Source organism: Rugamonas sp. (assembly GCF_025354735.1).
Taxonomy (GTDB): Bacteria; Pseudomonadota; Gammaproteobacteria; order Burkholderiales; family Burkholderiaceae_D; genus Rugamonas.
This window is the reverse complement of the sequence record NZ_JANXMI010000180.1, coordinates 1-24,988: the sequence shown is the minus strand read 5'-3', so window position 1 is coordinate 24,988 and position 24,988 is coordinate 1. Positions and strand designations below refer to the sequence as shown.

Genomic DNA, 24,988 nt, shown 5'->3' with positions numbered 1-24,988 from the left:
GGGCCACCGACGGTGGCGATCTGGTAGCACATGGAATTGAGCGCCACGGCGCCGCCAAAATCTTCGCGCGTCACCAGCTGCGGCAACATGGCCTGCATCGCCGGCGTCCAGAAGGCATGCGTGGCGCCGAACACGCCGAGCAGCAGATAGATCGGCCACACACTGTGGAGCGGCGTGGCGCTCACCAGTAGCAGCGCCAGCGCGCACAACGCTTCTATCGCATAAGCGATCACGATCACGATGCGCCGCTCGGCATGCGGAAGACGGGCAGGCCGGTGGCCTCCACCTCGACCGCCACCGGTCCGCTGCTCAGCCCGCCCGTCGCCGGCTCGAACACGAGGCGCTCGCCGTCGGTCTTGAAGGTGCCCAGCGGCTGGCCCGGATCGCCCTTGGGCGCCGGCAGCAGCTGGCAGGTCTGCGTGTCGACCTGCCACATCTGCTTGCCGGCGCGCAGCGTCCAGACCCGGTCGCCGCTGGCGAACAACTCGACTTCCACATCGTCGGCCGTCATGGTGTCGAGGTCGAAGCGGCGCTGGCAGTCCGGCAGCCGCGCCGCCACCAGCCGCACGGCGACGTCGTCGCTCCAGAAATACGGCTGCTCGCGCTGCAAGGTCAGCGTGTGTTCGTTGCTGTCGGCGGTGACGTAATAGGTGGCCGAGTCCTCGACGCAGGCCGACAGCAGCAACGGTAACAGGAGGAGGGCGATTCGGCGCATGGCAGGATTTCCGGTGAAGTGGGCGACGGTATAGACTTTGCAACATTATAGCGGCCCGCTTCCCGGGCATGCGATATCGCGCACACGATAGGATGGGCGTTTTGCTACCGTTGTATTTGGGATAAACTTCGGCATTCCCGATTTTCCAGGCCACGCCATGCCCAATCTCAGCAATCTCGACGACCGCAGTTTCCGCCGCATCCTGTCGCGCAACATCACGCTGCCGCTGGCGGCCGGCGTCGTCAGCGCCGGCGTCTTCATCGTGCTGCTGGTCTACCTGATAAGCGTGATGAACTGGGTCGAGCACAGCGAGCGCGTGATCGGCAACGCCAACGAAGTGACCAAGCAGATGGTCGACATGGAAACCGGCTTGCGCGGCTACATGCTGGCCGGCGAGGAAGCCTTCCTGGAGCCGTATGTGCTGTCGCGGCCGAAAGTGGAAAACGGCTTCAGGGTGCTGCGGGAACTGGTGGCGGACAGCCCGGTCCAGGTCGACCGCGTGCGCCTGATCGAAGCCCAGGAGTTGCAGTGGGACCGTTACGCGCAGGAGATGATCAAGTTGCGCGCCGGCGGCGGCGACGTGCTCGGCCCCGTCAAGACCGGCCGCGGCAAGACCCAGTTCGATGAAATCCGCCGCCTCGTCGATGCCTTCACCGGCTATGAGTTGCGGCTGCGCCAGGAGCGCAGCGCCAGCGCCAAGTCGGTGACGATGTGGGTGGCCGTCCTCTACCTGTCGCTGACGCTGGGCGTGGGCGGCCTGCTGGCCTATTTCGGCCGGCGCGAGCTGCTGGGCCTGTCCACCACCTACGACGCGGCGCTGCGCCGCCAGCACGAGCACAACGAGCAATTGCAGGAGCAAGCGTGGCTGCGCAACGGCCAGAACGAACTGGCCCAGCAGGGCATCGGCCAGCTGGCGCTGCCGCTGCTGGCGTCGACGCTGCTGCAATTCATGGCGCGCTACCTCGACGTGGCCGTCGGCGCGCTCTACGTGCGCGAAGCGGACGGCCGCCTGCGGCGCGCGGCCGCCTACGGCTTCAGCGAGCCAGCGTCGCGCGACGAGCAGACACTGGCGCCCGACCAGGGCCTGGTCGGCCAGTCGGCCTTGGAAAAACGCCTGATCCGGCTCGACCACGTGCCGGCCGACTACATCCAGGTCAATTCCGGCCTCGGCCAGAGCGCCCCGGCCAGTCTGGTGCTGCTGCCCATCGACAACGACGGCCGGGTCAACGGCGTCATGGAACTGGGTTTCATGCGCGCGCTGACGGCGCGCGACATCGACTTTTTGCAACTGGTGGCCGGCAACATCGGCACCGCCATCGAGGCCACGCTGTCGCGCCAGCGCCTGCAGGAAGCCTTCGCCGAAACCCAGCAGCTCAACGAGGAATTGCAGGTCCAGCAAGAAGAACTGCGCACCGCCAACGAGGAGCTGGAGGAACAGTCGCGCGTGCTGGAGGAATCGCAGGTGAGCCTGGAAAACCAGCAGGCCGAGCTCGAGCAGACCAACGAGCAGCTGTCGATGCAGGCGCTGGCGCTGGACCAAAAGAACGAGGCCCTGGGCGCGGTCCAGGTCGAGCTGGAAAAACGCGCCGGCGACCTCGAACGCGCCAGCCAGTACAAATCGCAGTTCCTGGCGAATATGTCGCACGAACTGCGCACGCCGCTCAACAGCTCGCTGATCCTGGCCAAGCTGCTGTCGGACAACGTGCCCGGCAACCTGACGGACGAGCAGGTGCGCTATGCCGACACCATTTATTCGGCCGGCAACGACTTGCTCAACCTGATCAACGACATCCTCGACATTTCCAAGGTCGAGGCGGGCAAGCTGGAACTGTCGCCCGAAGACGTGTCGCTGCGCCACGTGCTCGACACGCTGCGCATGGGCTTCGAGCCGCTGGCGCAAAACAAGCAGCTCGAATTCGCCGTCGAGCTGGCGCCGGAGCTGCCGCCCACGCTGCACACCGACCGCCAGCGCCTCGAACAAATCCTCAAGAATCTGCTGTCGAACGCCGTCAAGTTCACCGGCGCCGGCCGGATTTCGATCAGTGTCGGCGCCGGCGCGGACGGCCGCGTCGCCTTCGCCGTGCGCGATTCCGGCATCGGCATCCGCGCCGCCGACCACGAAGTCATCTTCGGCGCCTTCCAGCAGGCCGACGGCACCACCAGCCGCAATTACGGCGGCACCGGCCTGGGCCTGTCGATCTCGCGCGACCTGGCGCGCCTGCTGGGCGGCAGCATCAGCCTGGCCAGCACGCCGGGCGAGGGCAGCGTCTTCACCTTGAGCCTGCCGCTGGACTGGGCTCCGCCGCAGGTCGAGACCACCACCAGCGCCCTGAGCGAGGCGGCCCCGGCCAGCGTGGCGGCGGTGGCGATGCCGTATCCGCGCGACCCGCTGTCGCCGGCCGCCGCCGCCTCGGCCGCCGCCGCGCTTGCCGCCCACCAGGCCGCGCCGCCGGCGCCGGCGCCGCGCCCTTTCGCCGACGACCGCGACGGCATCGCCTCCCGCGCCGACGGCCGCGTCGTGCTGGTGGTCGAGGACGACCCGGCCTTCGCCCGCATCCTGTTCGACCTGGCCCACGAAATGCAGTACCGCTGCCTGGTCGCCTTCGACGCCGACGAGGGCCTGGCCCTGGCCCGGCGCCACCTGCCCGCCGCCATCCTGCTCGACGTGCGCCTGCCCGACCGCTCCGGCCTGTCGGTCTTGCAGCTGTTGAAGGACAACGCCGCCACCCGCCACATCCCGGTCCACGTGGTCTCCGGTTCCGACAATATGGACACCGCGCTGCACATGGGCGCCATCGGCTACGCCGTCAAGCCGACCACGCGCGAACAGCTGATGGACGTGTTCCGCAAGCTCGAAGACAAGGTCACGCAAAAGATCAAGCGCATCCTGCTGGTCGAGGACGACGCCCGCCAGCGCGACAGCGTGGTCCAGCTCATATCCGACCCCGACGTCGAAATCACCGCCGTCGAATTCGGCGAACAGGCGCTGGCGCTGCTGCGCACCACCATCTACGACTGCATGATCATCGACCTGAAGCTGCCCGACATGCAGGGCAACGAACTGCTGCAAAGGATGGCCGAGGAACACCTGGCCTCCTTCCCGCCGGTGATCGTCTACACCGGCCGCAACCTGACGCGCGCCGAGGAGGCCGACCTGCACAAATATTCGCGCTCCATCATCATCAAGGGCGCGCGCTCGCCCGAGCGCCTGCTCGACGAGGTGACGTTGTTCCTGCACAAGGTCGAGGCCGAGCTGTCGAGCGAACGCCAGACCATGCTCAAGACGGTGCGCTCGCGCGACCGCGTGTTCGAGGGCCGCCGCATCCTGCTGGTCGACGACGACGTGCGCAACATCTTCGCCCTCACCAGCGCGCTCGAACAAAAAGGCGTGGTGGTCGAAATCGGCCGCAACGGCTTCGAGGCCATCGCCAAGCTCGATGAAGTGAGCGACATCGACCTGGTGCTGATGGACGTGATGATGCCGGGCATGGACGGCCTGGAAGCGACGCGCCGCATCCGCGCCGACCCCCGCCACGGGCGCCTGCCCATCATCGCCATCACCGCCAAGGCCATGAAGGACGACCAGGAACAGTGCCTGGCGGCCGGCGCCAGCGACTACCTGGCCAAGCCGATCGACCTCGACCGCCTGTACTCGCTGCTGCGGGTGTGGATGCCGAACGGGGAGCGGATCTGACCATGGCGCACCCGGAGCACGCCCAGCCCAGCGACCTCGATATCGAGCTGAGGATGCTGATCGAAGCGATCTATCTGAAGTACAGCTACGACTTCCGCGACTACACCGGGGCCTCGCAAAAGCGCCGCGTGCTGCACGCCATGCGCGAGATGGGCTGCGCCACCGTGTCGGCCCTGCAGGCCAGGGTGATGCACGAGACCACGGCCTTCAGCCAGCTGCTGCAATACCTGACGATACCGGTCACCGAGATGTTCCGCGACCCGACGTATTACGCGGCGCTGCGCGAGCACGTGCTGCCGGTGCTGTCGACCTATCCATCGCTGAAGATCTGGGTGGCCGGATGCAGCACCGGCGAGGAAGTCTATTCGCTGGCGATTTTGCTCAAGGAAGAAGGACTGCTCGAGCGCGCCATCATCTACGCCACCGACATCAATCCGCAGTCGCTGGACAAGGCCAGGAAGGGCGTGTTCCCGCTCGAGGCGATGCGGCTCTACACGGAAAACTACCAGGCCGCCGGCGGCCGGTGCGCCTTCTCCGACTACTACACGGCCGCCTACAGCGCGGCCCTGTTCGACAAGTCGCTGTGCGAGAACGTCACCTTCGCCGACCATAGCCTGGCCACCGACAGCGTGTTCGCCGAGACCCATTTGATCAGCTGCCGCAACGTGATGATCTACTTTAAAAAACCGTTGCAGGAGCGCGCCTTCGGCCTGTTCCACGAATCGCTGTGCCACCGCGGCTTCCTCGGTTTGGGCAGCAAGGAGAGCATCGACTTTTCCGCCTACGGGCCGCGCTTCGAACCCTTGAACAAGCGCGAACGCTTGTTCCGCAAACGCTGACATGGCCACGCACCCGGACGAGGATCCCGCCCGCGACCGGGCCACGGGCGCGGCCGCGCAGGCGGATGTGCCGGCGCTGCGCGCCGCGCTGGCCGGCCGCCGGTTCGACGCCGTGGTGATCGGCGCCTCGGCCGGCGGCGTCGGCGCGCTGCTGGAGATTTTACCGGCCCTGCCGGCCGGCTACGACCGCGCCGTCGTCGCCGCGCTGCACTTGCCGGCCGGGCGCCAAAGCCAGCTGGCCGAGGTGTTCCGGGTCCGCATGGCGCTACCGGTGGCCGAGGCCCAGGACAAGCAGCCGGTCGACGCCGGCCACGTCTATTTCGCCGGCGCCGACTATCACCTGTCGATAGAAACCGACCAGACTTTTTCGCTCAGCTGCGAAGCGCCGCTGCACTTCGCGCGGCCGGCCATCGACTTCCTGATGACCTCCGCCGCCGACGCCTACGGCCCGCGTTTGCTGGGCATCCTGCTGACCGGCGCCAACCAGGACGGCGCCGCCGGCCTGGCGGCGATCCACCGCCGCGGCGGCATGACGGTGGTCCAAGACCCGGCCGAAGCGGCGGCACCGACGATGCCGCGGGAAGCCATCCGCCTCGACCGGCCCGACCTGATCCTGCCGCTGGCCGCGATCCGTGCGCTGCTGCTGATGCTGACTTGATGGTGGATCCGCGTCGCCAAAATCGTGGTCGGGACCGTGGTCCGCCGCCCGGTCCGGACCCCGCCGCCACGTCCGTCTATCACCCGCAGCGGGCCGCCGTTTCGTGAAATAATATCCCGATCTGATCCGCCGCTTTATCACTTATCGCCCGCCGCCGGAGTCCCTATGCAGCGCGACCTGTTCATGGAAAGACGCGAATGGCTGTTGCGGCGCCACCGCGCGCTGTCGCCGCGCCAGATGGCGCTGGCCTACGGCGTGCTGTGCATGGTGTCGCTGTCGGTGGCCGGCGGCTTCCTGCTGCTCGGCGTGTGGCAAATCCTGTTCTTTTCCGCGCTCGAGATGTCGGCCGTCGGCGCCGCCTTCCTGCACTACGCGCGCCACGCGGCCGACCACGACCACCTCATCCTCAGCTGCGGCAGCCTGCTGGTGGCGTCGCGGCGCGGCCGCGTGCTGCGTCAACTCCACCTCGACCCCGGCGCCACCCGCGTCACGTCGCCGGCGACGCCGCGCGCGCCCATCGTCCTCAGCGCGCGCGGCGTGCGGATCGAGGTCGGCGCCCTGGCGACGCCGGCGCGCCGCCTGCAAACGGCGCGCGAGCTGCGGGCGGCCTTGGCCGAGGGCTGGTGCGCGCCGTGAACGGCGGGGTTTTTTTCAGCGCCGAAAAGATTTTAAAAATAATTGTAAGCAATCGCCAGCGGACCCCGACAGAGTTCCAAGTCGAAGCACAGGGCCGGACATCGCGGCCGCATCGACCGGTGCATCTCGCACGAAGCCGCAGCAGCCACCGCTATTTTCTCTACACTTATTGGAGCCATACAAATGAATAACTACCTCAAATCCAGCGCCCTGATCGCCGCCACCGTCGCTTCGATGGCCCTGTCGGCATCGTCCTTCGCCGCCAGCACCACCATCGCCGCCGACGACACCGTGCATTGCGCCGGCATCAACAGCTGCAAGGGCCAGAGCGATTGCAAGACCGCCGAAAACGCCTGCAAGGGCCAGAACACCTGCAAGGGCCACGGCTTCCTGGCCACCAAAGCCGGCGAATGCTTCGCCAAAAAAGGCAAGATCGATCTGGATAAATAACACCGCTCATATCGCAGCGCGGCGCCGGGCCTGCCCGGCGCTTTCGCGTTCCATCGCTCCCCATTTTTGACGCCGCCATGCCGCCACCATTGACACCGCCATCGCCCGGTTTCGGCCTGGGCCTGCGCACCAGCCACTATCAGGAAATCCTCGCCACGCCGCCCGCCGACACGGGCGTCGACTGGTTCGAGATCCTGTCCGAAAATTACATGGTCGGCGGCGGCAAGCCGCTCGTCATGCTCGACCGCATACGGCGCGACTATCCGATGGCGATGCACGGCGTGTCGCTGTCGATCGGCAGCCCCGGCGGCCCGTCCGACGAATATCTGCGCGAGCTGAAAAAATTGGCCGAGCGCGTGCAGCCGCTGTGGGTGTCCGACCACCTGTGCTGGACCGGCATCCACGGCACCAATCTGCACGACCTGTTCCCCATGCCGTACACCGAGGAAGCCGTGGCCACCGTCGCGCGCAACGTGCGCCGCGTGCAGGATTATCTGGAGCGGCCCATCCTGCTGGAAAACGTGTCGAGCTATCTATCGTTCGAGGCTGACACCTACCAGGAATGGGACTTCGTGGCCGCCGTCGCCGAGCGGTCGGACAGCCTGATCCTGCTCGACGTGAACAACGTCTACGTCAGCAGCGTCAATCACGGCTTCGACCCGCACACCTATCTGCGCGCGCTGCCGGCCGCGCGCGTGCGGCAGATCCACCTGGCGGGCCACAGCCGGCAGGACGGCTGCATCATCGACACCCACGACCAGCCGGTGGCCGATCCGGTGTGGGCGCTGTACGCCGAGGCGCTGCGCCTGTTCGGCCCCGTCGCCACGATGATAGAGCGCGACGACCATATCCCGCCGCTGCCGGAGCTGACGGCCGAACTGCGGCACGCGCGCGGCGTGGCGGCGGCGGTCCACGCGGAGCGCGCGCCATGAGCGCGTTGACCACGCTGCAAAGCGACTTCCAGGATTACGTGCTCGGTAGCGCCGGCGAGCGGCCCGCCATCGTCGGCGCCGTGCGCGAGCAGTTCGGCCTGAAGGCCGACGCGCGGCTGGCGATTTACCACAACGCCTATCGCATCCGCCTGCGCGAGGCGCTCAGCGCAAGCTACGACAAAACCTGGAGCTACATCGGCGACGACATGTTCGCGGCGCTGGCCGACAGTTACATCGCCGCGCATCCGTCGCACCATCCCAACCTGCGCTGGTTCGGCGGCGACTTCGCCGCGCACGCCGCGCGGGAACTGGCCGACCATCCCTTCATCGCCGAACTGGCGCAATTCGAATGGGCGCTCGGCCTGGCCTTCGACGCGCCCGACGCCGCCGCCGTCAGCGCCGCCGGCCTGGCCGATATCGCGCCCGAGGCGTGGGGCGCGCTGGTGTTCGGACTGCATCCATCGGTGCGCTTGCTGGCGCTGGAGTGGAACGTCGTCGCGCTGTGGCAGGCGCTGGGCCAGGACCAGGGCCCGCCCGACGTCGAACAGGCCGCCGCGCCACAGACGTGGATGGTGTGGCGCACCGCCGACCAGCCACATTTCCGCTCGCTGCCGGCGGCCGAGGCGCAGGCGCTGCACCGCATCGGCGCCGGCGCCACGTTCGGCGACGTGTGCGAGGCGGCCGGCGACGAAGCGGCGGCGTTGGCGATGGCCGGCTATCTGCAACACTGGCTGGCGCAGGGCGTGCTGACGGCGCCGCGTTGATAGCTCCTCATCGCCCCATGTTTCCGGCCACGCGGTGACTCATCGACATGCTGCCCGCGGCCCGGTATTCGGTGCCGGCGCAACGCCACGCGCTTTTCTTCGCGTTCAGGCATAAAAATTCGCTGATCTGTTCGTGCGCGCACATGACGCGCCCGCCATTGGTGGCAAGCTAGGCCATTCCGTATCCGCGCGCGTTGCGCGGGTTTTTATCAATCAGGCTAGCGGAGGAGATACCCATGACCAGCAATACTGAACTCAAAGGAAAACGCGTCGCGGTGCTGATGACCGATGGCGTCGAACAGGTGGAATATACGGGGCCGCGCGGCTTCCTCGAAGAACACGGCGCGCAAGTGACGCTGATCTCGCCCAAGGCCAAGGGCGAGCAGGTGCAGGGCTTTCATCACGATAAGCCGGCCGACAAGTTCTCGGTGGATCTGAGCGTGGGCGACGCGGCGCCGGGCGACTACGACGCGCTGCTGCTGCCGGGCGGCGTCGCCAATCCGGACGCGCTGCGGCTCAGCAAAGAGTCGATCAAATTCATCCGCGACTTCGCGCGCGAAGACCGGCCGATCGCGGCGATCTGCCACGGTCCGTGGACGCTGATCGACGCCGGCGTCGCCGACGGCAAGCGCATGACCAGCTGGCCCAGCCTGCAAATGGATCTGCGCAACGCCGGCGCAGTGGAGCGATGAGCAGGTGATCGTCGACGACAAGCTGGTCACGAGCCGCAAGCCGGACGACATCCCGGCCTTCAACCAGGCCTTGCTGACGCAGTTGACGGCGGCGTAAGCGGCCATCCCCGGCAAGCAGTCTGATGGCGCGAAAATATACGCGCCGTAGGCGCGGCGATGTGATTCGGCGCTGCCGCGGTCAAAGCGGTTTGCTGGCCGCTTCGGGATACAGTTCGGGCCTGCTGTGACCTTCGATGCGGTTGCTGTAATAGGAATTCATCGACCGCAGCAGTTCACGCAGGGCCGTCAGCGTGGCGGGATGGGCCATGGCGCCCAGGCAGTTCGACAGCCGCACGATGTCGGCCGCCTTCGCCGTCATGGACGGCGGCGCGGCCTGCAGCAGCGGCTCGAACTGATGCGCTGAGTGATACATGTTTGCCGCCTCGATTTGCCGCCTTTTTTGCCGCCGCCGTGGAAGGCTAAGTGCTTGATATGGTTATCATATTAGAGTCATTCCAGCGATTTGCAATCGATTCTTTGCCGCCTTTTTTGCCGGACTTTTCCGGCAGCGTCGCGTCGTCAGCCGGCCAGACGCTGGCGCCGCAGCGCGCCCTGGCGCTCCAGCATCCAGCCCGGATACTCGGCCGGCAGCGCGCTGACCTGGTCGAGCGCGGCCAGCTCCTCGGCATCGAAACGCAGGGCGGTGGCGGCGATATTGTCGTCGAGCTGCTCGACCCGTTTGGCGCCGATGATGACGCTGCTCACCACCTGGCGTTGCAGCAGCCACGCCAGCGCCACCTGCGCCACCGACACCGGCGTGCCGGACGCGCTGCGGCGCTCGGCGATGCCGCGCATGACGTCGATGCAATCGTAGGCGCGTTCCAGCTGCACCGGCGGGAAGTCGAAGCTGGCGCGGCGGCCGCCGTCACTGGACGCGCCGTCGCGCCCGTACTTGCCGCTCAACAGGCCGCCGGCCAGCGGGCTCCACACCATCAGGCCCACGTTTTCGCTGGCTAGCATGGGCGCGATCTCGCGTTCGAGGTCGCGTCCGGCGATGGTGTAATACGCTTGCAGCGACGCGAACCTGGCCAGCCCCAGCCGCTCGCTGACGCCCAGCGCCTTGGCGATTTGCCACGCGGCCCAGTTCGACACGCCGATATAGCGCACATGGCCGTGCTGGACCAGGGTGTCGAGCGCGCGCAGCGTTTCCTCGATGGGCGTGGCGGGGTCGAAGCCGTGGACCTGGTACAGGTCGATATGGTCGAGCTGCATCCGTTTCAGGCTGGCCTTGACGCCTTCCATGATGTGGTAACGCGACAGGCCGCTGCCGTTGACGCCGCTGTCGGTCTCGCCGAACACCTTGGTCGCCACCACCACGCGGTCGCGCGCGATGTTCAGGTTCTTCAGGGCCTGGCCGGTGATGATTTCGGCGCGGCCGTCGGCGTAGACGTCGGCCGTGTCGATGAAGTTGATGCCGGACTCGATGGCGCGGCCGACGATGCGCTCGGCATCGCCCTGTTGCAGCTGGCCGATCTGGCCCCAGATGCCGCCCTCGCCGCCGAAGGTCATGGTGCCGAGGCACAGCTCGGAAACAAACAGCCCGGTATTGCCGAATTTTTTGTAGCGCATGGAAACTCCCTGGTCGAGATGGATGGCGGGTGGGCGCTGGCCCGGCTGGCGGGCGGCGCCGGGCCATTCTATAACGTTGCCGTTTTGGCCGGCGGCGCGGACGGCGCGGCTGCGGCCGTTGGGTGCCGCCGGCCGCCCGTATCTCCGCCATGCTAGTGACGATGGCGCCGCCATCGCGCCGGCGCCGCCCCGCCACGCCCTGCAAGCAGCGCCGCGCCGGGGCCGCCGGGCCGCGCGCCCGGCTCGGTTGTGGCCGTCGCCGAACTTCAATACAATCAAAGGCAAGGTTTGCCTCTCGTCGCCGCCGCGCGACGCCACCACCATGAGCATATCGTCGTTGCTGCAATCGAAACCGGCGCCCGGCGTGCGTGCCAGCCTGGCGGCCCTGGTCATCGCTTGCGTCTTGCCAGTGACGGGCGTGGCCGCCTTCCTCATCGTCCGTGTTTACGACCATCAACGCGGCGCGCTGCTGACCCAGACCGGGCCCGGCCTCGCGCTGGCCCAGCTGACGGCCGGCCTGCACGCGACCCTGTTCTCGCTGGCGGCGGCGACCCTGGCGGCGCTGGTGGCCGGGCTGGCGCTGGCGTGGCTGATCGGCGGCCGCATCGCGCAATCGGTGCGGGCGCTGATCGCGCCGGCGCTGGCGCTGGGCGGCGGCCACCACATGGCGCCGTTGCCGCCTTTGCCGCCGCTGCATTTCAAGGAGGCGCGGGCGCTGGGCCTGGCGCTGCGGCACGCCGCCGACGGCATGCGCCGGGTCCAGGCCGGCATGCGCGAGAGCGAGCAGCGGCTGGCGCTGGTGGCCGACGCCGCCCATCTGGGCGTCTGGGTGCGCGACCTGGCGCGCCGCACGATCTGGATGTCGGACCAGTGGCGCGCGCTGTTCGGCTTCGCGCCCGAGCAGACGGTGCAGCTGGTCGACTTGCTGCTGCGCGTGCATCCCGACGACCGCGTCGCCGTGCAGCGCACGCTGGACCAGTGTCTGCACGGCGTGTCGCGCTACGACATGGAATACCGCATCGTGCTGCCGGACGGCGAGCTGCGCTGGATAGGCTCGCACGGCAGCGTGGCGCTGGACGCGGCCGGCCGGCCGGCGCTGGTGCATGGCGTGTCGCTCGACATCACGCCGCGCAAACGGGCCGAGCTGGACTTGCAGCAAAAGCAGAAGGAGGTCACGCATCTGTCGCGGGTGGCGGTGCTGGGCGAGCTGTCGGGCGCGCTGGCGCACGAGCTGAACCAGCCGCTCACGGCCATCCTCAGCAACGCCCAGGCGGCGCTGCGCTTCATGGAGCGCCAGCCGGTCGACCTCGACGAAGTGCGCGAAATCCTGCGCGACATCGTCGGCGAAGACCAGCGCGCCGGCCAGATCATCCGCCGCCTGCGCCGCCTGTTCGACAAAAAGGAGATGCCGCACCAGCACGTCGACCTCGACGCGCTGGTGCGCGACACGGTGCGCTTGCTGCGCAACGACCTGATTAACCACGGCATCACCGTGCTCACCGAGCTGGGCGGCGATGCCACCGTCCACGCCGACCGCGTGCAGCTGCAACAGGTGCTGATCAACCTGTTGATGAATGGCTGCGATGCGATGGCGGGGCGGCGTCCCGGCGGCACCATCGTCGTGCGCACGCGGCGGCTATCGGCGGCGGAAGCCGTCGCCGCCTCCGTCGCCGGCCCGGGCACGGCCGCCGCCACCGCCGCCGCACCGTGCACGGCCGCCACCGCCACCGCCACCGCCGCTACCGCCACCGCCGCCGCCGCCGCCATCCCGGCCGCTCCGGCGCTCACCCCCGCCGACAGCGTCGAACTGATCGTGGCCGACAACGGCGCCGGCATCGCGCCGGCCGATCTCGAGCGCATCTTCGAGCCCTTCTACACGACCAAGGAGCGCGGCATGGGCCTGGGCCTGTCGATCTGCCGCAGCATCGTCGGCGCCCACGGCGGCCGCCTGTGGGCCGGCCACAATTCGGACGCCGGCGCGCGCTTTTATCTGCGCCTGCCGCTGGCCGACGGCGGCGCGCCATGACGGCGCCCACCGTGTTCCTCGTCGACGACCAGCCGGCCGTGCTCAAGGCGCTGGCGCGGCTGCTGGCCTCGGCCGGCTTCGCGGTGCGCGGTTTCGACTCGGCCCTGGCCTTCCTCGACAGCGACGCCGCCGGCGCCGACGGCTGCCTGGTGCTCGACCTGTCGATGCCGGACATGGGCGGGCTGGCCTTGCAGCAGGCGCTGGCGCAGCGCGGCTGCCTGCTGCCGCTGATCTTCCTGACCGGGCACGGCGACCTCGACAGCGGCATCGCCGCCATGAAGCGCGGCGCCGCCGACTTCCTCGCCAAGCCGGTCGACGACGCCCGCCTGATCGCCGCCGTCACGCGGGCGCTGGGCCAGAACCGCGAGGCGCGCGCCGACTGCGCCGAGCGCGCGGCCATCCTGACGCGCCTGCACAGCCTGACGCCGCGCGAGACCGAAGTGCTGGACCTGATCGTCGAAGGATTGCTCAACAAGCAGGTGGCGGCGGCGCTGGGCACGGTCGAGAAGACGGTCAAGGTGCACCGCGCCCGCGTGATGACGAAGATGCAGGTGAAATCCGTGACGGCGCTGGTGCGGCTGGTCGACCGCGTGCGCGCCGCGCCGGCGCCATCGCAGTCGTAGTCGCCGCCGCCATCGCCGGGATAAGCGCGCCGCCGCCGGTTGATGCTTCCGCGCAACATGGGACCAAGGTCCAATATCGGCGGCGCGGCGACGCGGCTATCGTTGCTGCATGGATACCTCACCTCCCTTCGTGGCCATCGTCGATGACGAAGAAGCGGTCCGGCGCGCGCTGCTGCGGCTGATGCGCTCGGTCGGCGTGCCGGCCCGGGCCTATGCCTCCGGCGCCGCCTTCCTGGCCGACCTGGCCACGTACCGGCCGCGCTGCGCCGTGCTGGACCTGCACATGCCGGGCATGAGCGGCCTGGCCGTGCAAGCGAGCCTGGCCGCGCTGGCGCCGGAGGTGGGGGTGATTATCATGACCGGCCAGCATTCGGCCGAGGTCGAAGCCGAGGCGCAGCCGCACGCGCCGCTGGCCTACCTGCTCAAACCGATGAACGACCAACTGCTGCTCGACGCCCTGGCTTCGGCGTGCGCGGCCTGGAGACAGCCATGACCCCCATGCACAAGCCAACGTCGGCCGCCGCGGCGTCGCGGCCACCGCCGGCCCCGCCGGCGCGCACTGCGCCGGCGCGCGCGCACCCGGGCGGCCCCGACGTGTACGGCGCCAAAATCCTCATCGTCGACGACCAGGCCGTCAACGTCCTGCTGCTCGAACAAGTGCTCGGCAACGCCGGCTACACGGCCGTCAGCAGCACCACCGAGGCGATGCGGGTGGCGGCGCTGCACCGCGAACACCGCTACGATTTGATCGTGCTCGACATGAACATGCCGCTGCTGGACGGCTTCGGCGTGCTCGACAGCCTGCGCCAGATCGAGGCCGGCCACTATCTGCCGGTGCTGGTGCTGTCGGCCGATTCCGACTACAAGCTGCGCGCGCTCGAAGCGGGCGCCCGCGATTTCATCGGCAAGCCCTGCGACTACGCCGAAGTGCTCAGCCGCGTGCGCAACCTGCTCGAAGTGCGCCTGCTCTACCAGGGCAGCTGCGCCTACGGCCTGCGCATGGCCAGCTACGACGCGCTCACCGGCCTGCCCAACCGCCAGCTGTTCACGCAGTCGCTGGAGCAGACGCTGGCGGCCGTGTGGCCGCACGGCAGCGCGCTGCTGTTGATCGACCTCGACGGTTTCACACGCATCAACGACACGCTGGGGCAGCCGGCCGGCGACGACGTGCTGCGCCAGTTCACGCTGCGCCTGGCCCAGCTGGCGCCGCCGCGCGCCTGCATCGGCCGCTTCGGCAACGACGAATTCGCGCTGCTGCTGCCGGCGCTGGAACGGCCGCAGGAGACGGCCCAGATGGTCGAACAGATCCGGCGCGCCTTGGACACCCCGTTCCGCCTCGGCGGAGGCGGCGGCGACGTCGCGCTGACGGCCAGCATCGGCGTCGCCCTCTGCCCCGGCGACGCCGGGGAGGCCGGGCCGCTGATCCAGTACGCCGGCACGGCGCTGCACCAGGCCCGCCAGCGCGGCCGCGGCCACTGCCGCTACTTCACCGACACCATGAACGTCGAAGCCCAGCACCGCTTCGACCTGGAGACGGCGCTGCGCCGCGCCGCCGAGCTGGGCGAGTTCGAACTCTACTACCAGCCCAAGGTGCAGATCAGCACCGGCCGCATGGTCGGCGCCGAGGCGCTGCTGCGCTGGAACCGGCCCGGCCACGGCCTCGTCGGGCCGGGCGAGTTCATCGGGCTGCTGGAGGAAAGCGGCCAGATCGTGCAGGTCGGCGCCTGGGCCATCGACCAGGCTTGCCGCCAGATCGCGCTGTGGGCCGAGCACGGCGCCGGCCCGCTGGCGGTGGCCGTCAACGTTGCCGGCGTGCAGTTCAACGACACCAGCCTGGAGCAGGCCGTCACGGAGTCGGTGGCCCGCTACGGCATCGACGCCGGCCTGCTGGGCCTGGAGGTCACGGAAACGGCGCTGATGGACGACAGCGCGCGCGCCATCGCCACCCTGACGCGGCTGCGCGCCATGGGCGTGCGCATCGCCATCGACGACTTCGGCACCGGCTACTCCAGCCTGGCCTACCTGAAGCGCTTCCCGCTCGACGTGCTGAAGATCGACATCGCCTTCATCCGCGACGTCACCACCAGCCCCGACGACGCCGCCCTGGTCGACGCCATCATCGCCATGGCCCACAGCCTGAACCTGGAAGTGGTGGCCGAGGGCGTCGAAACGGCGGCCCAGCTGGCCTATCTGGGCCGGCACCGCTGCGACCAGATCCAGGGTTACCACTTCAGTCCGCCGGTCCCGGCCGAGCAGCTGACGGCGCTGCTGCAACGGGGCGCCGGCCTGCCGGGGCTGGGCGCGGCGGGCGGCACGCCGCAGCGCACCATGCTCATCATCGACGACGAGCCGCAAGTGCTGAGCGCGCTCCAGCGCCTGCTGCGCCAGGACGGCTATCAAATCCTGGTGGCCGACGGCGCGGCCCAGGCCTTCCGCCTGCTGGCCGAGCACCCGGTGCAGCTGGTGCTGTGCGACCAGCGCATGGAGGAAATGAGCGGCACCGAGCTGCTCGACAAGATCAAGGACATGTATCCGGACACCTTCCGCATCATCCTGTCCGGTTACACCGACTTGAACACCATCATGGAATCGATCAATCGCGGCTCGCTGTACCGTTTTTACACCAAGCCGTGGGACAACCAGACCCTGCGCGACAACGTGCGCGGCGCCTTCCGCCACTATTGGCAGCTGCACGGCCTGGCGCCGGAGGGCGGCGCCGGCGGGAGCGCTTGATGGCCGCGCCGACGGCGCAGTGTCTGGCCGCTGCCGCCGCTGCGTCCGCCGTGTCCGCGGCGGTGGCGTGGACCAGGCCAGCGCCCGGCCTGGCGCTGGCCGCCGCTTTGACGGCGCTGTCGGCGCTCGCCGCCTTGGCCGCGACGGCGCCCGCGCCGGCGGCGGCCCCCGCGCCGCAGGACGAACCGATACTGCCGGTGCCGCTGACGCTGCACGCCGACCCGGCCCGCGCCGCGCTGGGGCGGCGTTTGTTCAACGACGTCCGGCTGTCGGCCAACGGCCGCGTCTCCTGCGCCAGTTGCCACGACCTGAGCCACGGCGGCGCCGACTCCCGGCCGCGCTCGGCCGGCCACGACGGCCGCTTCACCGAGCTCAACACGCCGACCGTGCTCAACGCCGCCCTCAATTTCCGCCAGTTCTGGGACGGCCGCGCCGCCACGCTGGAAGATCAAATCGAACAGGTGGTGCAAAACCCCGTCGAGATGGGCTCGACCTGGCCGGCCGTCGTCGCCAAGGTGGCGCGCGACGGCGGCTACGGCCAGGCCTTCGGCGCCATTTACCGCGACGGCGTCACGGCCGTCAACATCCGCGACGCCCTGGCCAGCTACGAGCGCACGCTCATCACGCCCAACTCGCGCTTCGACCAGTATCTGCGCGGCGACCGCAACGCCATCACGGCCGCCGAAAAAACCGGCTACGCCAAATTCAAGCAATACGGCTGCGTGGCCTGCCACCAGGGCGTCAACGTGGGCGGCAATATGTTCCAGAAATTCGGCGTCATGGGCGACTACTTCGCCCAGCGCGGCGGCGCCCGGCCCTCCGACCTGGGCCGCTACCGGCAAACCCACAAGGCCGACGACCTGCACGTGTTCAAGGTGCCCGGCCTGCGCAACGTGGCCGGCACGGCGCCGTATTTCCACGACGCGTCGGCCGCCACGCTGGACCAGGCCATCGACGTCATGTTCCGCTACCAGCTCGGCCGCGTCGGCTCGAAGGAAGACAAGGCCTTCATCGCCCAGTTCCTCGCCACGCTCAGCAGCGCACCGCTGGGGGCGCCGTGAGCGCGCCGGCCTGGCTGACGCGGCCGTTCGGGGGTGGACCGGCGCCGCGCTGGAAGCGGCTGGCGGCGCCCTTGCCGCTGGCCTGCGTATTGCTGCTGGCGGCGCTGCTGATGGTGTACGCGCGCACCCGCGGCTACGACGACGCCGCCTATTTTGAAAACGTCGCGCGGCTGCGGCAGATGAAGCAGCTCGACGCCCACTGGGAACTGGACGCGATGAAGTCGCGCATCGGCCTGAACCAGAGCTACGATCCGCTGGTCGACCCGCTGCGCGACCTAAACCTGACGCCGCAACAATTGCGCGGCGGCGCCTCGCGGGCGCCGGAGCAGGCCGCCGAACTGGCGCGCAGCGTGGCCGCCTACCAGGACGCGCTGCACGACAAGGCGGCGCTGGTGGAATCGTTCAAGTCGCACAACGCGGTGCTGCGCAATTCACTGGCCTTTTTGCCGACGGCCGGCGACGACATCGAACACCTGGCCGCCGGCGCCCACGCGCACGCCGTCGCGGTCGTCGTGCAGGCCAACCGCGCGCTGCTGGCCACGCTGGTCTACTACCACGCCCCCAGCGACGCCGACTTGCAGGAAGTGGCAGACGAGCTGGCCCAGCTGGCCCGGCTGCGCACCGGCGCCGACGCCGAGCTCGGCGAGCGCATCGACATCTTCAGCGCCCACGCCCGCACCGTGCTGCGCGAGCAGAGCGTCGTCACGCGGCTGCTGACCGGCATTTCGGCGGCGCCGACGGCGGCCCGCATCGACGCCATCAACGCCCTGCTCAGCCGCGAGCAGCACGCCGCCGTGCAGCGGCTGCAAACCTACCGCCTCTACCTGTCGCTGCTGGCGGCCACGCTGGCCGCGCTGCTGCTGGTGGCGGCGCTGCGGCTGGCGCGCGACCACGCCATCATCAACCGCGTCAACGCCGCGCTGACGCACGCCAACGACCACCTCGAACAGCGGGTGCGGCTGCGCACGGTGGAACTGTCGCAGGCCAACGACAGCCTGCAACGCGAAATGGCCGAACGCCGGCAGCTCGAAGGGCGGCTGATGCAATCGGAAAAGCTGGCCTCGATCGGCCAGCTGGCGGCCGGCATCGCGCACGAAATCAACAACCCGCTGGCCTTCGTGGCTTCCAACTTCAGCATGCTCGAAGGCTATCTGCCGGACTTGTTCGCGATGCTGGACGCCTACCAGGCGGCCGAGCGCAGCGTGGTGCCGTCGGCGCTGGCGGCCGAACTGGGGCGCACGCGGCAGCGGCTGGACCTGGCGTTTTTGCGGCAGGACATCCCGGTGCTGATGGCCGAATCGAAGGACGGGCTCGAGCGCGTCGGCAAGATCGTGCGCGACCTCAAGGATTTCTCGCGCGTCGACACGGCGCAGGACTGGGAATGGACCGACTTGCGGCCGGGGCTGGCGTCCACCCTCAACATCATCGCCCGCGACGTGCGCCAGGCGGCCGACGTCGTCACCGACTACGGCGCGCTGCCGGCGATCGAATGCCTGCCGTCGCAGCTCAACCAGGTGTTCATGAATTTGATTTTGAACGCCGCCCACGCGGTCGGCCCGGAGCGCGGCGTCATCACGGTGCGCACCGGCGCCGAAGCCGACGAAGTGTGGGTGGAAGTGAGCGACACCGGCTGCGGCATCCCGCCCGCCGTGCTGCCGCGCATCTTCGACCCCTTCTTCACGACCAAGGCCATCGGCAAGGGCACGGGCCTGGGCTTGTCGCTGTCCTACGGCATCGTGCAAAACCACAACGGGCGCATCGAGATCGACACCAAGGTCGGCCAGGGCACCACCTTCCGCGTGGTGCTGCCGGTCAGACGGCAAGCCGGGCGGGAGGAGGCGCTGGCGCTGGTCTGATGCGTATCGCGGTGGTGCATATGGCGATGGGCGGACTTAACTATATGCAGAAGATGCTGGTTTCGGCAAAGGACTCAAGCCCAGGTAACGCTTCTAAAACTATCCGAACTCTTGATCGTTGTTGGCCTCGCCATCACTCCAGTCGGATGGCGACGTCGAATACCCAGGTGCGGCGGATCTCGACCACATCGTACTGGCGCGCCAGGGCCGGTGGGAAGGCGCCGTAGGGCGCTTGGTTGGTCACGATTGTACGGATGGCTTCGTCGATAGCTTGAACGCCGCTGGAGACGGTGAACGTGACCTTCTCCACCGAGCCGTCGGCGCGCACCGCTATCGTCACGGTGGGTCGGGTGTGGGCTTGTTTCACCAGCTCGCGGACCGTGTCGAGAGTCATATTCCTTTCGATCTTGCGGCTCATCGCCTCCGCATACAGAACCAGCTCGCCATTCGGATCGGCGCGACCGAAGAGCCAGCCGCGGCGCAGGTTGCTGGCGGAAGACAGCTGCGAGCGCGACGCCGCTTCGCGCTGGGCGGCTTCGCGGTCGATTTGTCTGCCGATCGCTTTCAAGCGCTCTTCGTGCTCGGCGTCCTCCCTGGCCTTTTCCTGCAATGCCTGCTCTTTCTTTGCCAGCTCTTGCCGCGCCGCCTGCTCTTTTGCCGCTTCCCGGCGCGCCGCCTCCTGCTGGATGGCTTCCTGGCGCGCGGCCTCGGCGCGTTGCTGTTCCTGCCGGATGGCTTGCTGGCGGGCCGCTTCGTCGCGTTTGGCCTGTTGGGCCTGTTCCTGCCGCAGCTCCTGACGAGCGGCTTCCTGGCGTTGGGCTTCCAGCTGCGCTTGCTTTGCCTGTTCTTGCCGGATGGCTTCGTGGTGCTTCAGTTCCAGCCGCGCGGCCTCGGCCCGTTCCAGTTCCTGCCTGGCCTGTTCCGCCTTCGCATCGTGCTCCTGGCGCTCCGCCTCGCGCCGCAAGTTCTCCTGTCGGGCCAGCTCCTGGCGTTCGGCGCCCAGTCGCGCGGCCTCGATCCCGGCGGCTTGCTCAGCGCGGGCGGTGTCCAGACGAAGCTGTTCCTGACGCACCGCTTCGCGCTGTGCGGCAGCCATCAACTCGGTCTGCCTCAGGTTTTCCGCGCGCTGCTTCTCCTGTTCGAGCCCGGCCCGCTCAAGCGCCGCCCGGTCCTGCGTCGCCTGTTCGACCGCTTGTTGCGCCGCATCGCGCGCATCGCTGAGGACTGTCGCCTCACTCGGCTGAACAGGCGTGTTTTGCACAATAGCGGCTGTGGGCAAGGGCTGGTCGGACGGCTTGGATAGCGCCATGACGGGTTCCACGGCGGGGGACGGAGCCGCCGCCGCCGCCGGAGCGGGCCGTTGCGGCGGCGGCGTGGAGGGCGACGCCTCCAGGGATGTCACGGTGCTTCCCATCGCCGACCTGTCCACCGGGGCGAGTACCGGATTGGCTAGTTCCGCCGGCGCAGAGCCGGGCGGCGGCGGCGCGCTTGCCGGTTGAGCGACCGGTGCTGGCAGCGGAGCGAGAATGACTTGCAAATCATCGGCGCCGAGGCGCTTTTCTTCCCACGGCAGCTTGAAGCCGGGCAGGCCGAAGGTCTGGCCGCCCAAGCTAATGCTCAGCAGCAGCGCGTGGAGCACGACGGCGACGAGCAGCGCAGTGCTTAATCGCCGTGAATCGCTTTGGATGAAAGGGCCGTGGAAGCGCCCGCTGCTGACTGTTGAAAACATCGCTACAGACTATCACAAGGTTGATAGAAAAACAAAAGACCCGCAAAATTCCCGAGGCCTTTGTGTCGTTCAATCTACAGCGGTTGACTGGCTGTAAACTCCCAGTCGTTTATATCGGATGAAAAAAATGCGCGGACGTGCCGCGCATTCGTTTCAGACCGGTATTGATGAGACGCCGAATGCGTCCCGCGTCGATCAATGCATGATGTCTTCTTTGACAAAATACTTGCGTGCATAGGCCAACAGCTGTGCGTCGTTCGGATGATCGACGGTCTCGACGCTGATGACTTTTTCAGCAGTGTCACCATGGTGCTTGGTCAGATGGCGCATGAAGCTCAGTTTTTCCATGCCCGGACCGACAATCAGAATTTCCTTGGAGGCCGTGATCGCGGTGGCGACTTCGTCCATATAAGTCGTATCTTCTTCGGCGCGATTGTTTCCAACGACGCCGGCCTTCTGGTGCTGCGACGTGGTCTTGACCACTTCCGATTCCGCCGCATCGCGGGTGAAGTGAATGACATGTGCTTCTGTCTGATCGAGCCAGACGACTGCGTGGTTAAACGACATGGTGTGTTCCTTGGATGAGATGGGGCATGGATGAAGGCCATTCGCCGGCTGGTTCCTGACCCGGCGCAGGCTGCTGCTGGAAGGCGCTTTGTGGGTCGCCATTTTTGACCAATGCGATGATTCTGTTCTCTATGGACGCTGCCATCTGTACGGAAGCGTACGCAACCTAGCATGGCCAGCCCCTGTTCTTTGATCATCCGTACCACTTCCAGCTTTAGGCTCGGGTCGAATGTTTTACGCTTTCTTGTTGTCATGCTTAACTCCTCAGATGGTGGATTTTCCACCTATTGAGGTGTCCGGGCAAATTAGACCACAGCACTTACGCCCCCAGCGGACGTTCAAATAGACTCAAAAACCGTGCTTTTGCTTCGCTATCGGAGAGGAAAAGACTTCCTCTTGGCTTCTGAAGACTCGGTGTCGTTGCTAGCTGCATACAATCGCGGTATTGCTTGGTTCCGATGCAGTCCATCAGGAGGAGATAGCGACCGGACTGCTTTCGTTCAAGAAATGCAGCATCTCCTGCTTTCACTCAGGCCGTTCTTGGTGACTCATATATCTCTGTTCTTCTTGCGGGCCTTTCTCGACAGTTGCCTGCACATGAAAAGAGGCCACCTCAATGAGGTGGCCTCTTTTCATGTGCAGGCACTCTATGCTATCGAAGTGCATCAATCCATAAATGTCTTAACGAATGGTTCCCAAAATCTCACGTTATGGGTCCTGCTACAATTATCTTAAACGTCAATATTCCCCGCGCGTAGAGCATTGTTCTCAATGAACGCCCGGCGCGGTTCCACGTCATCGCCCATCAGCGTGGTGAAGATCTGATCCGCCGCGATGGCATCCTCGATCTGCACCTTGAGCAAACGGCGCACGGTCGGGTCCATCGTCGTTTCCCACAGCTGGCTCGGGTTCATCTCGCCCAGACCTTTGTAGCGCTGCTTGGACACCACCCGTTCCGCTTCGTCGCGCAGCCACTGCATCGCGTGGTGGAAGTCGACCACGGCCGATTCCTTGGTGCGCTCGCCTTCGCCGCGGCTGACCACGGCGCCTTCGCCGATCAGGCCCTTGAAGGTGGCGGCCGCGGCGGCCAGCACGTTGTAGTCGGCGCCCTGGACGAAGTCGGCGTCGATGGCGCTGACTTTGACGTTGCCGTGATGCATACGCTCGATGCGCAGCGCGTGCTTCTCGGACAGCTCATCGGAAATCACTGTCACCTTGACGCTGATGTCGTTGATCTCGGCGGCCAGCGCCTTGGCCGACACTTCGGCCTGCTCCAGCGTCGCCAGGTTCAGCGTCACGCCGGTCATGATGGCGGTCAGCGCGGCGCGGTCGATCACGCGCGTCAAGCGCGTCATGATGGCGTTGGCCAGGTTGAACTGGCGCACCAGTTCGCCCAGCGGTTCGCCGACGATGGGGGCGGCGCCTTCGCGCGGCACCAGCACAGCCGTGTTCAGCGCCACGTTCATCATATAGGTCGCTTCTTCGGCGTCGTCCTTGAGGTAGCGCTCGTCGCGCCCGGCCTTGACCTTGTACAGCGGCGGCTGGGCGATGTAGATGTGGCCGCGCTCGACCAGTTGCGGCATCTGGCGGTAGAACAGGGTCAGCAGCAGGGTGCGGATGTGGGCGCCGTCGACGTCCGCATCGGTCATGATGATGATGCGGTGGTAGCGCAGTTTTTCGACGTTGAATTCGTCCGGGCCGATCGAGGTGCCCAGGGTGGCGATCAGCGTGGTGATCTGTTCCGACGACAGCATCTTCTCGAAGCGCGCCTTTTCCACGTTCAAGACCTTGCCGCGCAGCGGCAGGATGGCCTGGAACTTGCGGTCGCGGCCCTGCTTGGCCGAGCCGCCCGCCGAGTCACCCTCGACGATGTACAGTTCGCACAGGGCCGGGTCTTTTTCCTGGCAGTCGGCCAGCTTGGCCGACAGGCCCAGGCCGTCCATGATGCCCTTGCGGCGGGTCAGGTCGCGGGCCTTGCGGGCCGCTTCGCGCGCGCGCGCCGCTTCGACGATCTTGCCGCAGATGATTTTGGCGTCGTTCGGTTTTTCCTGCAAATAGTCCGACAGCGTCTTGGCGACGATTTCCTCGACCGGTCCGCGCACTTCCGACGAGACCAGCTTGTCCTTGGTCTGCGACGAGAACTTCGGCTCCGGCACTTTCACGGACAGCACGCAGGTCAAGCCTTCGCGCATGTCGTCGCCGGAAATTTCAACCTTGGCCTTCTTGGCGAAATCGTGTTCGTCGATGTATTTGTTGATGACGCGCGTCATCGCCGCGCGCAGGCCGGTCAGGTGGGTGCCGCCGTCGCGCTGCGGGATGTTGTTGGTGAAGCACAGCACCTGTTCGTTGTAGGCGTCGTTCCACTGCATCGACACGTCGACCGAGATATTGGTGTTCTGGTCCGACATGCGTTCGCCGGTGGCCTGGAACACGGTCGGGTGCAACACGGTCTTGGCCTTGTTGATGTATTCGACGAAGCCGCGGGTGCCGCCCTCGAAGGCGAAGATTTCTTCCTTGCCGTTGCGCTGGTCGGTCAGCTTGATGTTGACGCCGTTGTTCAGGAAGGACAGTTCGCGGATGCGCTTGGCCAGGATTTCGTAGTGGAATTCGACGTGGTTGAAGATTTCCTCGTCGGCCCAGAAGTGGACGTCGGTGCCGCGCTTGTCGGTGTCGCCGATGACCTTGATCGGCGAGACGGCAAAGCCATCCTTTTCGGCGATTTCGCGGTTCTGCGGCACGCCGCGCACGAATTCCATGTAGTGGACCTTGCCGTCGCGGCGGATGGTCAGCTTGAGCAGTTTCGACAGCGCGTTGACGCAGGAGACGCCGACGCCGTGCAGGCCGCCCGACACCTTGTAGGAGTTCTGGTCGAACTTGCCGCCCGCGTGCAGTTCCGTCATGACGATCTCGGCCGCCGAGCGCTTCGGATCGTGCTTGTCGTCCATCTTCAGGCCGGTCGGCACGCCGCGGCCGTTGTCGGTGATCGAGATCGAGTTGTCGGAGTGGATGGTGACGTGGATTTCCGTGCAGTGGCCGGCCAGCGATTCGTCGATCGAGTTGTCCAGCACTTCGAACACCAGGTGGTGCAGGCCGGTGCCGTCCGAGGTGTCGCCGATGTACATGCCGGGTCGTTTGCGGACTGCTTCCAGACCTTCGAGGATCTGGATCGATGAGGCGCCGTATTCTTCGGTGTTGACCGGTACTGGTACTGGATTCTCTTCTGGGATGGCGGACATGTGCTGCTTTCTCTGTTATCGATTACTGGTGTTCTGACGGCGGCTGCAAAAAAAATTATATGCGCATCGGCATGACGACGTACTTGAAGTCGGCATTATCCGGGATCGAGATCAGCGCGGACGAGTTCGAATCGCCCAGCGCGACGTTGACCTGGTCGCACTTCAGGTT

General features: G+C 67.0%; 20 protein-coding genes and 2 pseudogenes. 14 read left to right on the top strand and 8 right to left on the bottom strand.

Annotated elements, in window-relative coordinates; translation table 11 throughout:
* Both Q0S71_RS14545 and Q0S71_RS14540 read right to left on the bottom strand, forming a co-directional pair.
* On the bottom strand, nucleotides 1-239 hold a 239-nt coding region (locus tag Q0S71_RS14545), incomplete at its 3' end, for an MFS transporter (RefSeq protein WP_295996949.1).
* Nucleotides 236-715, bottom strand: coding sequence for a hypothetical protein (locus Q0S71_RS14540; RefSeq protein WP_295996946.1), 480 nt, complete (start codon nucleotides 713-715; stop codon nucleotides 236-238). The genes Q0S71_RS14540 and Q0S71_RS14545, both read right to left, overlap by 4 nt.
* A 157-nt stretch (nucleotides 716-872) precedes the next feature.
* On the opposite strand from Q0S71_RS14540, the gene Q0S71_RS14535 reads away from it, so the two are divergent.
* The 8 genes and pseudogenes from Q0S71_RS14535 (at nucleotide 873) to Q0S71_RS14500 (ending at nucleotide 9,477) form a co-directional block, all read left to right on the top strand.
* Nucleotides 873-4,409: a response regulator gene (locus Q0S71_RS14535; RefSeq protein WP_295996943.1), complete on the top strand. Its 3,537-nt coding sequence runs from the start codon at nucleotides 873-875 to the stop codon at nucleotides 4,407-4,409.
* Between the two features lie 2 nt (nucleotides 4,410-4,411).
* Complete coding sequence (locus Q0S71_RS14530) at nucleotides 4,412-5,248, top strand: protein-glutamate O-methyltransferase CheR (RefSeq protein ID WP_295996940.1); 837 nt, start codon at nucleotides 4,412-4,414, stop codon at nucleotides 5,246-5,248.
* 1 nt (nucleotide 5,249) lies between these two features.
* A complete protein-coding gene (locus Q0S71_RS14525; RefSeq protein ID WP_295996938.1) occupies nucleotides 5,250-5,906 on the top strand; it encodes a chemotaxis protein CheB in 657 nt (218 codons plus the stop codon).
* A gap of 165 nt (nucleotides 5,907-6,071) precedes the next feature.
* Nucleotides 6,072-6,542, top strand: a complete 471-nt coding sequence (locus Q0S71_RS14520; RefSeq protein WP_295996935.1) for a DUF2244 domain-containing protein — start codon at nucleotides 6,072-6,074, stop codon at nucleotides 6,540-6,542.
* Between the two features lie 183 nt (nucleotides 6,543-6,725).
* Nucleotides 6,726-6,992, top strand: a complete 267-nt coding sequence (locus Q0S71_RS14515; RefSeq protein WP_295996933.1) for a hypothetical protein — start codon at nucleotides 6,726-6,728, stop codon at nucleotides 6,990-6,992.
* A gap of 77 nt (nucleotides 6,993-7,069) precedes the next feature.
* Nucleotides 7,070-7,924 (top strand): DUF692 domain-containing protein, encoded by an 855-nt coding sequence (locus tag Q0S71_RS14510; RefSeq protein WP_295996932.1) that lies wholly within the window; start codon nucleotides 7,070-7,072, stop codon nucleotides 7,922-7,924.
* Nucleotides 7,921-8,688, top strand: coding sequence for a DUF2063 domain-containing protein (locus Q0S71_RS14505; RefSeq protein ID WP_295996931.1), 768 nt, complete (start codon nucleotides 7,921-7,923; stop codon nucleotides 8,686-8,688). Before Q0S71_RS14510 ends, Q0S71_RS14505 begins: the two co-directional genes overlap by 4 nt.
* 236 nt (nucleotides 8,689-8,924) lie before the next feature.
* Nucleotides 8,925-9,477: pseudogene (locus tag Q0S71_RS14500) on the top strand (type 1 glutamine amidotransferase domain-containing protein).
* An 81-nt stretch (nucleotides 9,478-9,558) separates the two neighbouring features.
* Here Q0S71_RS14500 and Q0S71_RS14495 read toward each other — a convergent pair.
* On the bottom strand, nucleotides 9,559-9,792 hold the full coding sequence (locus Q0S71_RS14495) for a hypothetical protein (RefSeq protein WP_295996929.1): 234 nt from the start codon (nucleotides 9,790-9,792) through the stop codon (nucleotides 9,559-9,561).
* Between the two features lie 146 nt (nucleotides 9,793-9,938).
* Nucleotides 9,939-10,988, bottom strand: coding sequence for an aldo/keto reductase (locus tag Q0S71_RS14490; protein ID WP_295996927.1), 1,050 nt, complete (start codon nucleotides 10,986-10,988; stop codon nucleotides 9,939-9,941).
* Nucleotides 10,989-11,310: 322 nt separating this feature from the next.
* On the opposite strand from Q0S71_RS14490, the gene Q0S71_RS27405 reads away from it, so the two are divergent.
* From Q0S71_RS27405 to Q0S71_RS14455, 6 genes are all read left to right on the top strand, one after another.
* Nucleotides 11,311-13,014, top strand: coding sequence for a sensor histidine kinase (locus Q0S71_RS27405; RefSeq protein WP_367185302.1), 1,704 nt, complete (start codon nucleotides 11,311-11,313; stop codon nucleotides 13,012-13,014).
* Nucleotides 13,011-13,637: a response regulator gene (locus tag Q0S71_RS14475; RefSeq protein ID WP_295996925.1), complete on the top strand. Its 627-nt coding sequence runs from the start codon at nucleotides 13,011-13,013 to the stop codon at nucleotides 13,635-13,637. The genes Q0S71_RS27405 and Q0S71_RS14475 overlap by 4 nt, the downstream gene beginning before the upstream one ends.
* 109 nt (nucleotides 13,638-13,746) lie before the next feature.
* Complete coding sequence (locus Q0S71_RS14470; RefSeq protein WP_295996923.1) at nucleotides 13,747-14,130, top strand: response regulator; 384 nt, start codon at nucleotides 13,747-13,749, stop codon at nucleotides 14,128-14,130.
* Nucleotides 14,127-16,370: an EAL domain-containing protein gene (locus Q0S71_RS14465; RefSeq protein WP_295996922.1), complete on the top strand. Its 2,244-nt coding sequence runs from the start codon at nucleotides 14,127-14,129 to the stop codon at nucleotides 16,368-16,370. The genes Q0S71_RS14470 and Q0S71_RS14465 overlap by 4 nt, the downstream gene beginning before the upstream one ends.
* Nucleotides 16,370-17,431: a cytochrome c peroxidase gene (locus tag Q0S71_RS14460; RefSeq protein ID WP_295996920.1), complete on the top strand. Its 1,062-nt coding sequence runs from the start codon at nucleotides 16,370-16,372 to the stop codon at nucleotides 17,429-17,431. The genes Q0S71_RS14465 and Q0S71_RS14460 overlap by 1 nt, the downstream gene beginning before the upstream one ends.
* On the top strand, nucleotides 17,428-19,287 hold the full coding sequence (locus Q0S71_RS14455; protein WP_295996916.1) for a DAHL domain-containing protein: 1,860 nt from the start codon (nucleotides 17,428-17,430) through the stop codon (nucleotides 19,285-19,287). The genes Q0S71_RS14460 and Q0S71_RS14455 overlap by 4 nt, the downstream gene beginning before the upstream one ends.
* A 133-nt stretch (nucleotides 19,288-19,420) precedes the next feature.
* Here the strand turns inward: Q0S71_RS14455 and Q0S71_RS14450 are convergent, their stop codons facing one another.
* The 4 genes and pseudogenes from Q0S71_RS14450 to Q0S71_RS14435 form a co-directional block, all read right to left on the bottom strand.
* Entirely contained in the window at nucleotides 19,421-21,016 is a 1,596-nt protein-coding gene (locus Q0S71_RS14450) for a TonB C-terminal domain-containing protein (protein ID WP_295996914.1), read from the bottom strand.
* Between the two features lie 195 nt (nucleotides 21,017-21,211).
* Entirely contained in the window at nucleotides 21,212-21,583 is a 372-nt protein-coding gene (locus tag Q0S71_RS14445; protein WP_295996911.1) for a translational machinery protein, read from the bottom strand.
* A 731-nt stretch (nucleotides 21,584-22,314) separates the two neighbouring features.
* On the bottom strand, nucleotides 22,315-24,819 hold the full coding sequence (gene gyrB / locus Q0S71_RS14440; RefSeq protein WP_295996908.1) for a DNA topoisomerase (ATP-hydrolyzing) subunit B: 2,505 nt from the start codon (nucleotides 24,817-24,819) through the stop codon (nucleotides 22,315-22,317).
* 55 nt (nucleotides 24,820-24,874) lie between these two features.
* Nucleotides 24,875-24,988: pseudogene (locus tag Q0S71_RS14435) on the bottom strand (DNA polymerase III subunit beta); the annotation flags it as partial.

Bases quoted from the DNA above. Each gene is read 5' to 3' on its own strand.
- Q0S71_RS14505 (WP_295996931.1), top strand. From the start codon at position 7,921: ATGAGCGCGTTGACCACGCTGCAAAGCGACTTCCAGGATTACGTGCTC.
- Q0S71_RS14510 (WP_295996932.1), top strand. From the start codon at position 7,070: ATGCCGCCACCATTGACACCGCCATCGCCCGGTTTCGGCCTGGGCCTG.
- Q0S71_RS14465 (WP_295996922.1), top strand. From the start codon at position 14,127: ATGACCCCCATGCACAAGCCAACGTCGGCCGCCGCGGCGTCGCGGCCA.
- Q0S71_RS14535 (WP_295996943.1), top strand. From the start codon at position 873: ATGCCCAATCTCAGCAATCTCGACGACCGCAGTTTCCGCCGCATCCTG.
- gyrB (WP_295996908.1), bottom strand. From the start codon at position 24,819: ATGTCCGCCATCCCAGAAGAGAATCCAGTACCAGTACCGGTCAACACC.
- Q0S71_RS14530 (WP_295996940.1), top strand. From the start codon at position 4,412: ATGGCGCACCCGGAGCACGCCCAGCCCAGCGACCTCGATATCGAGCTG.
- Q0S71_RS14490 (WP_295996927.1), bottom strand. From the start codon at position 10,988: ATGCGCTACAAAAAATTCGGCAATACCGGGCTGTTTGTTTCCGAGCTG.
- Q0S71_RS14525 (WP_295996938.1), top strand. From the start codon at position 5,250: ATGGCCACGCACCCGGACGAGGATCCCGCCCGCGACCGGGCCACGGGC.
- Q0S71_RS14495 (WP_295996929.1), bottom strand. From the start codon at position 9,792: ATGTATCACTCAGCGCATCAGTTCGAGCCGCTGCTGCAGGCCGCGCCG.
- Q0S71_RS14520 (WP_295996935.1), top strand. From the start codon at position 6,072: ATGCAGCGCGACCTGTTCATGGAAAGACGCGAATGGCTGTTGCGGCGC.
- Q0S71_RS14450 (WP_295996914.1), bottom strand. From the start codon at position 21,016: ATGTTTTCAACAGTCAGCAGCGGGCGCTTCCACGGCCCTTTCATCCAA.
- Q0S71_RS14475 (WP_295996925.1), top strand. From the start codon at position 13,011: ATGACGGCGCCCACCGTGTTCCTCGTCGACGACCAGCCGGCCGTGCTC.
- Q0S71_RS14540 (WP_295996946.1), bottom strand. From the start codon at position 715: ATGCGCCGAATCGCCCTCCTCCTGTTACCGTTGCTGCTGTCGGCCTGC.
- Q0S71_RS14470 (WP_295996923.1), top strand. From the start codon at position 13,747: ATGGATACCTCACCTCCCTTCGTGGCCATCGTCGATGACGAAGAAGCG.
- Q0S71_RS14460 (WP_295996920.1), top strand. From the start codon at position 16,370: ATGGCCGCGCCGACGGCGCAGTGTCTGGCCGCTGCCGCCGCTGCGTCC.
- Q0S71_RS14515 (WP_295996933.1), top strand. From the start codon at position 6,726: ATGAATAACTACCTCAAATCCAGCGCCCTGATCGCCGCCACCGTCGCT.
- Q0S71_RS14445 (WP_295996911.1), bottom strand. From the start codon at position 21,583: ATGTCGTTTAACCACGCAGTCGTCTGGCTCGATCAGACAGAAGCACAT.
- Q0S71_RS27405 (WP_367185302.1), top strand. From the start codon at position 11,311: ATGAGCATATCGTCGTTGCTGCAATCGAAACCGGCGCCCGGCGTGCGT.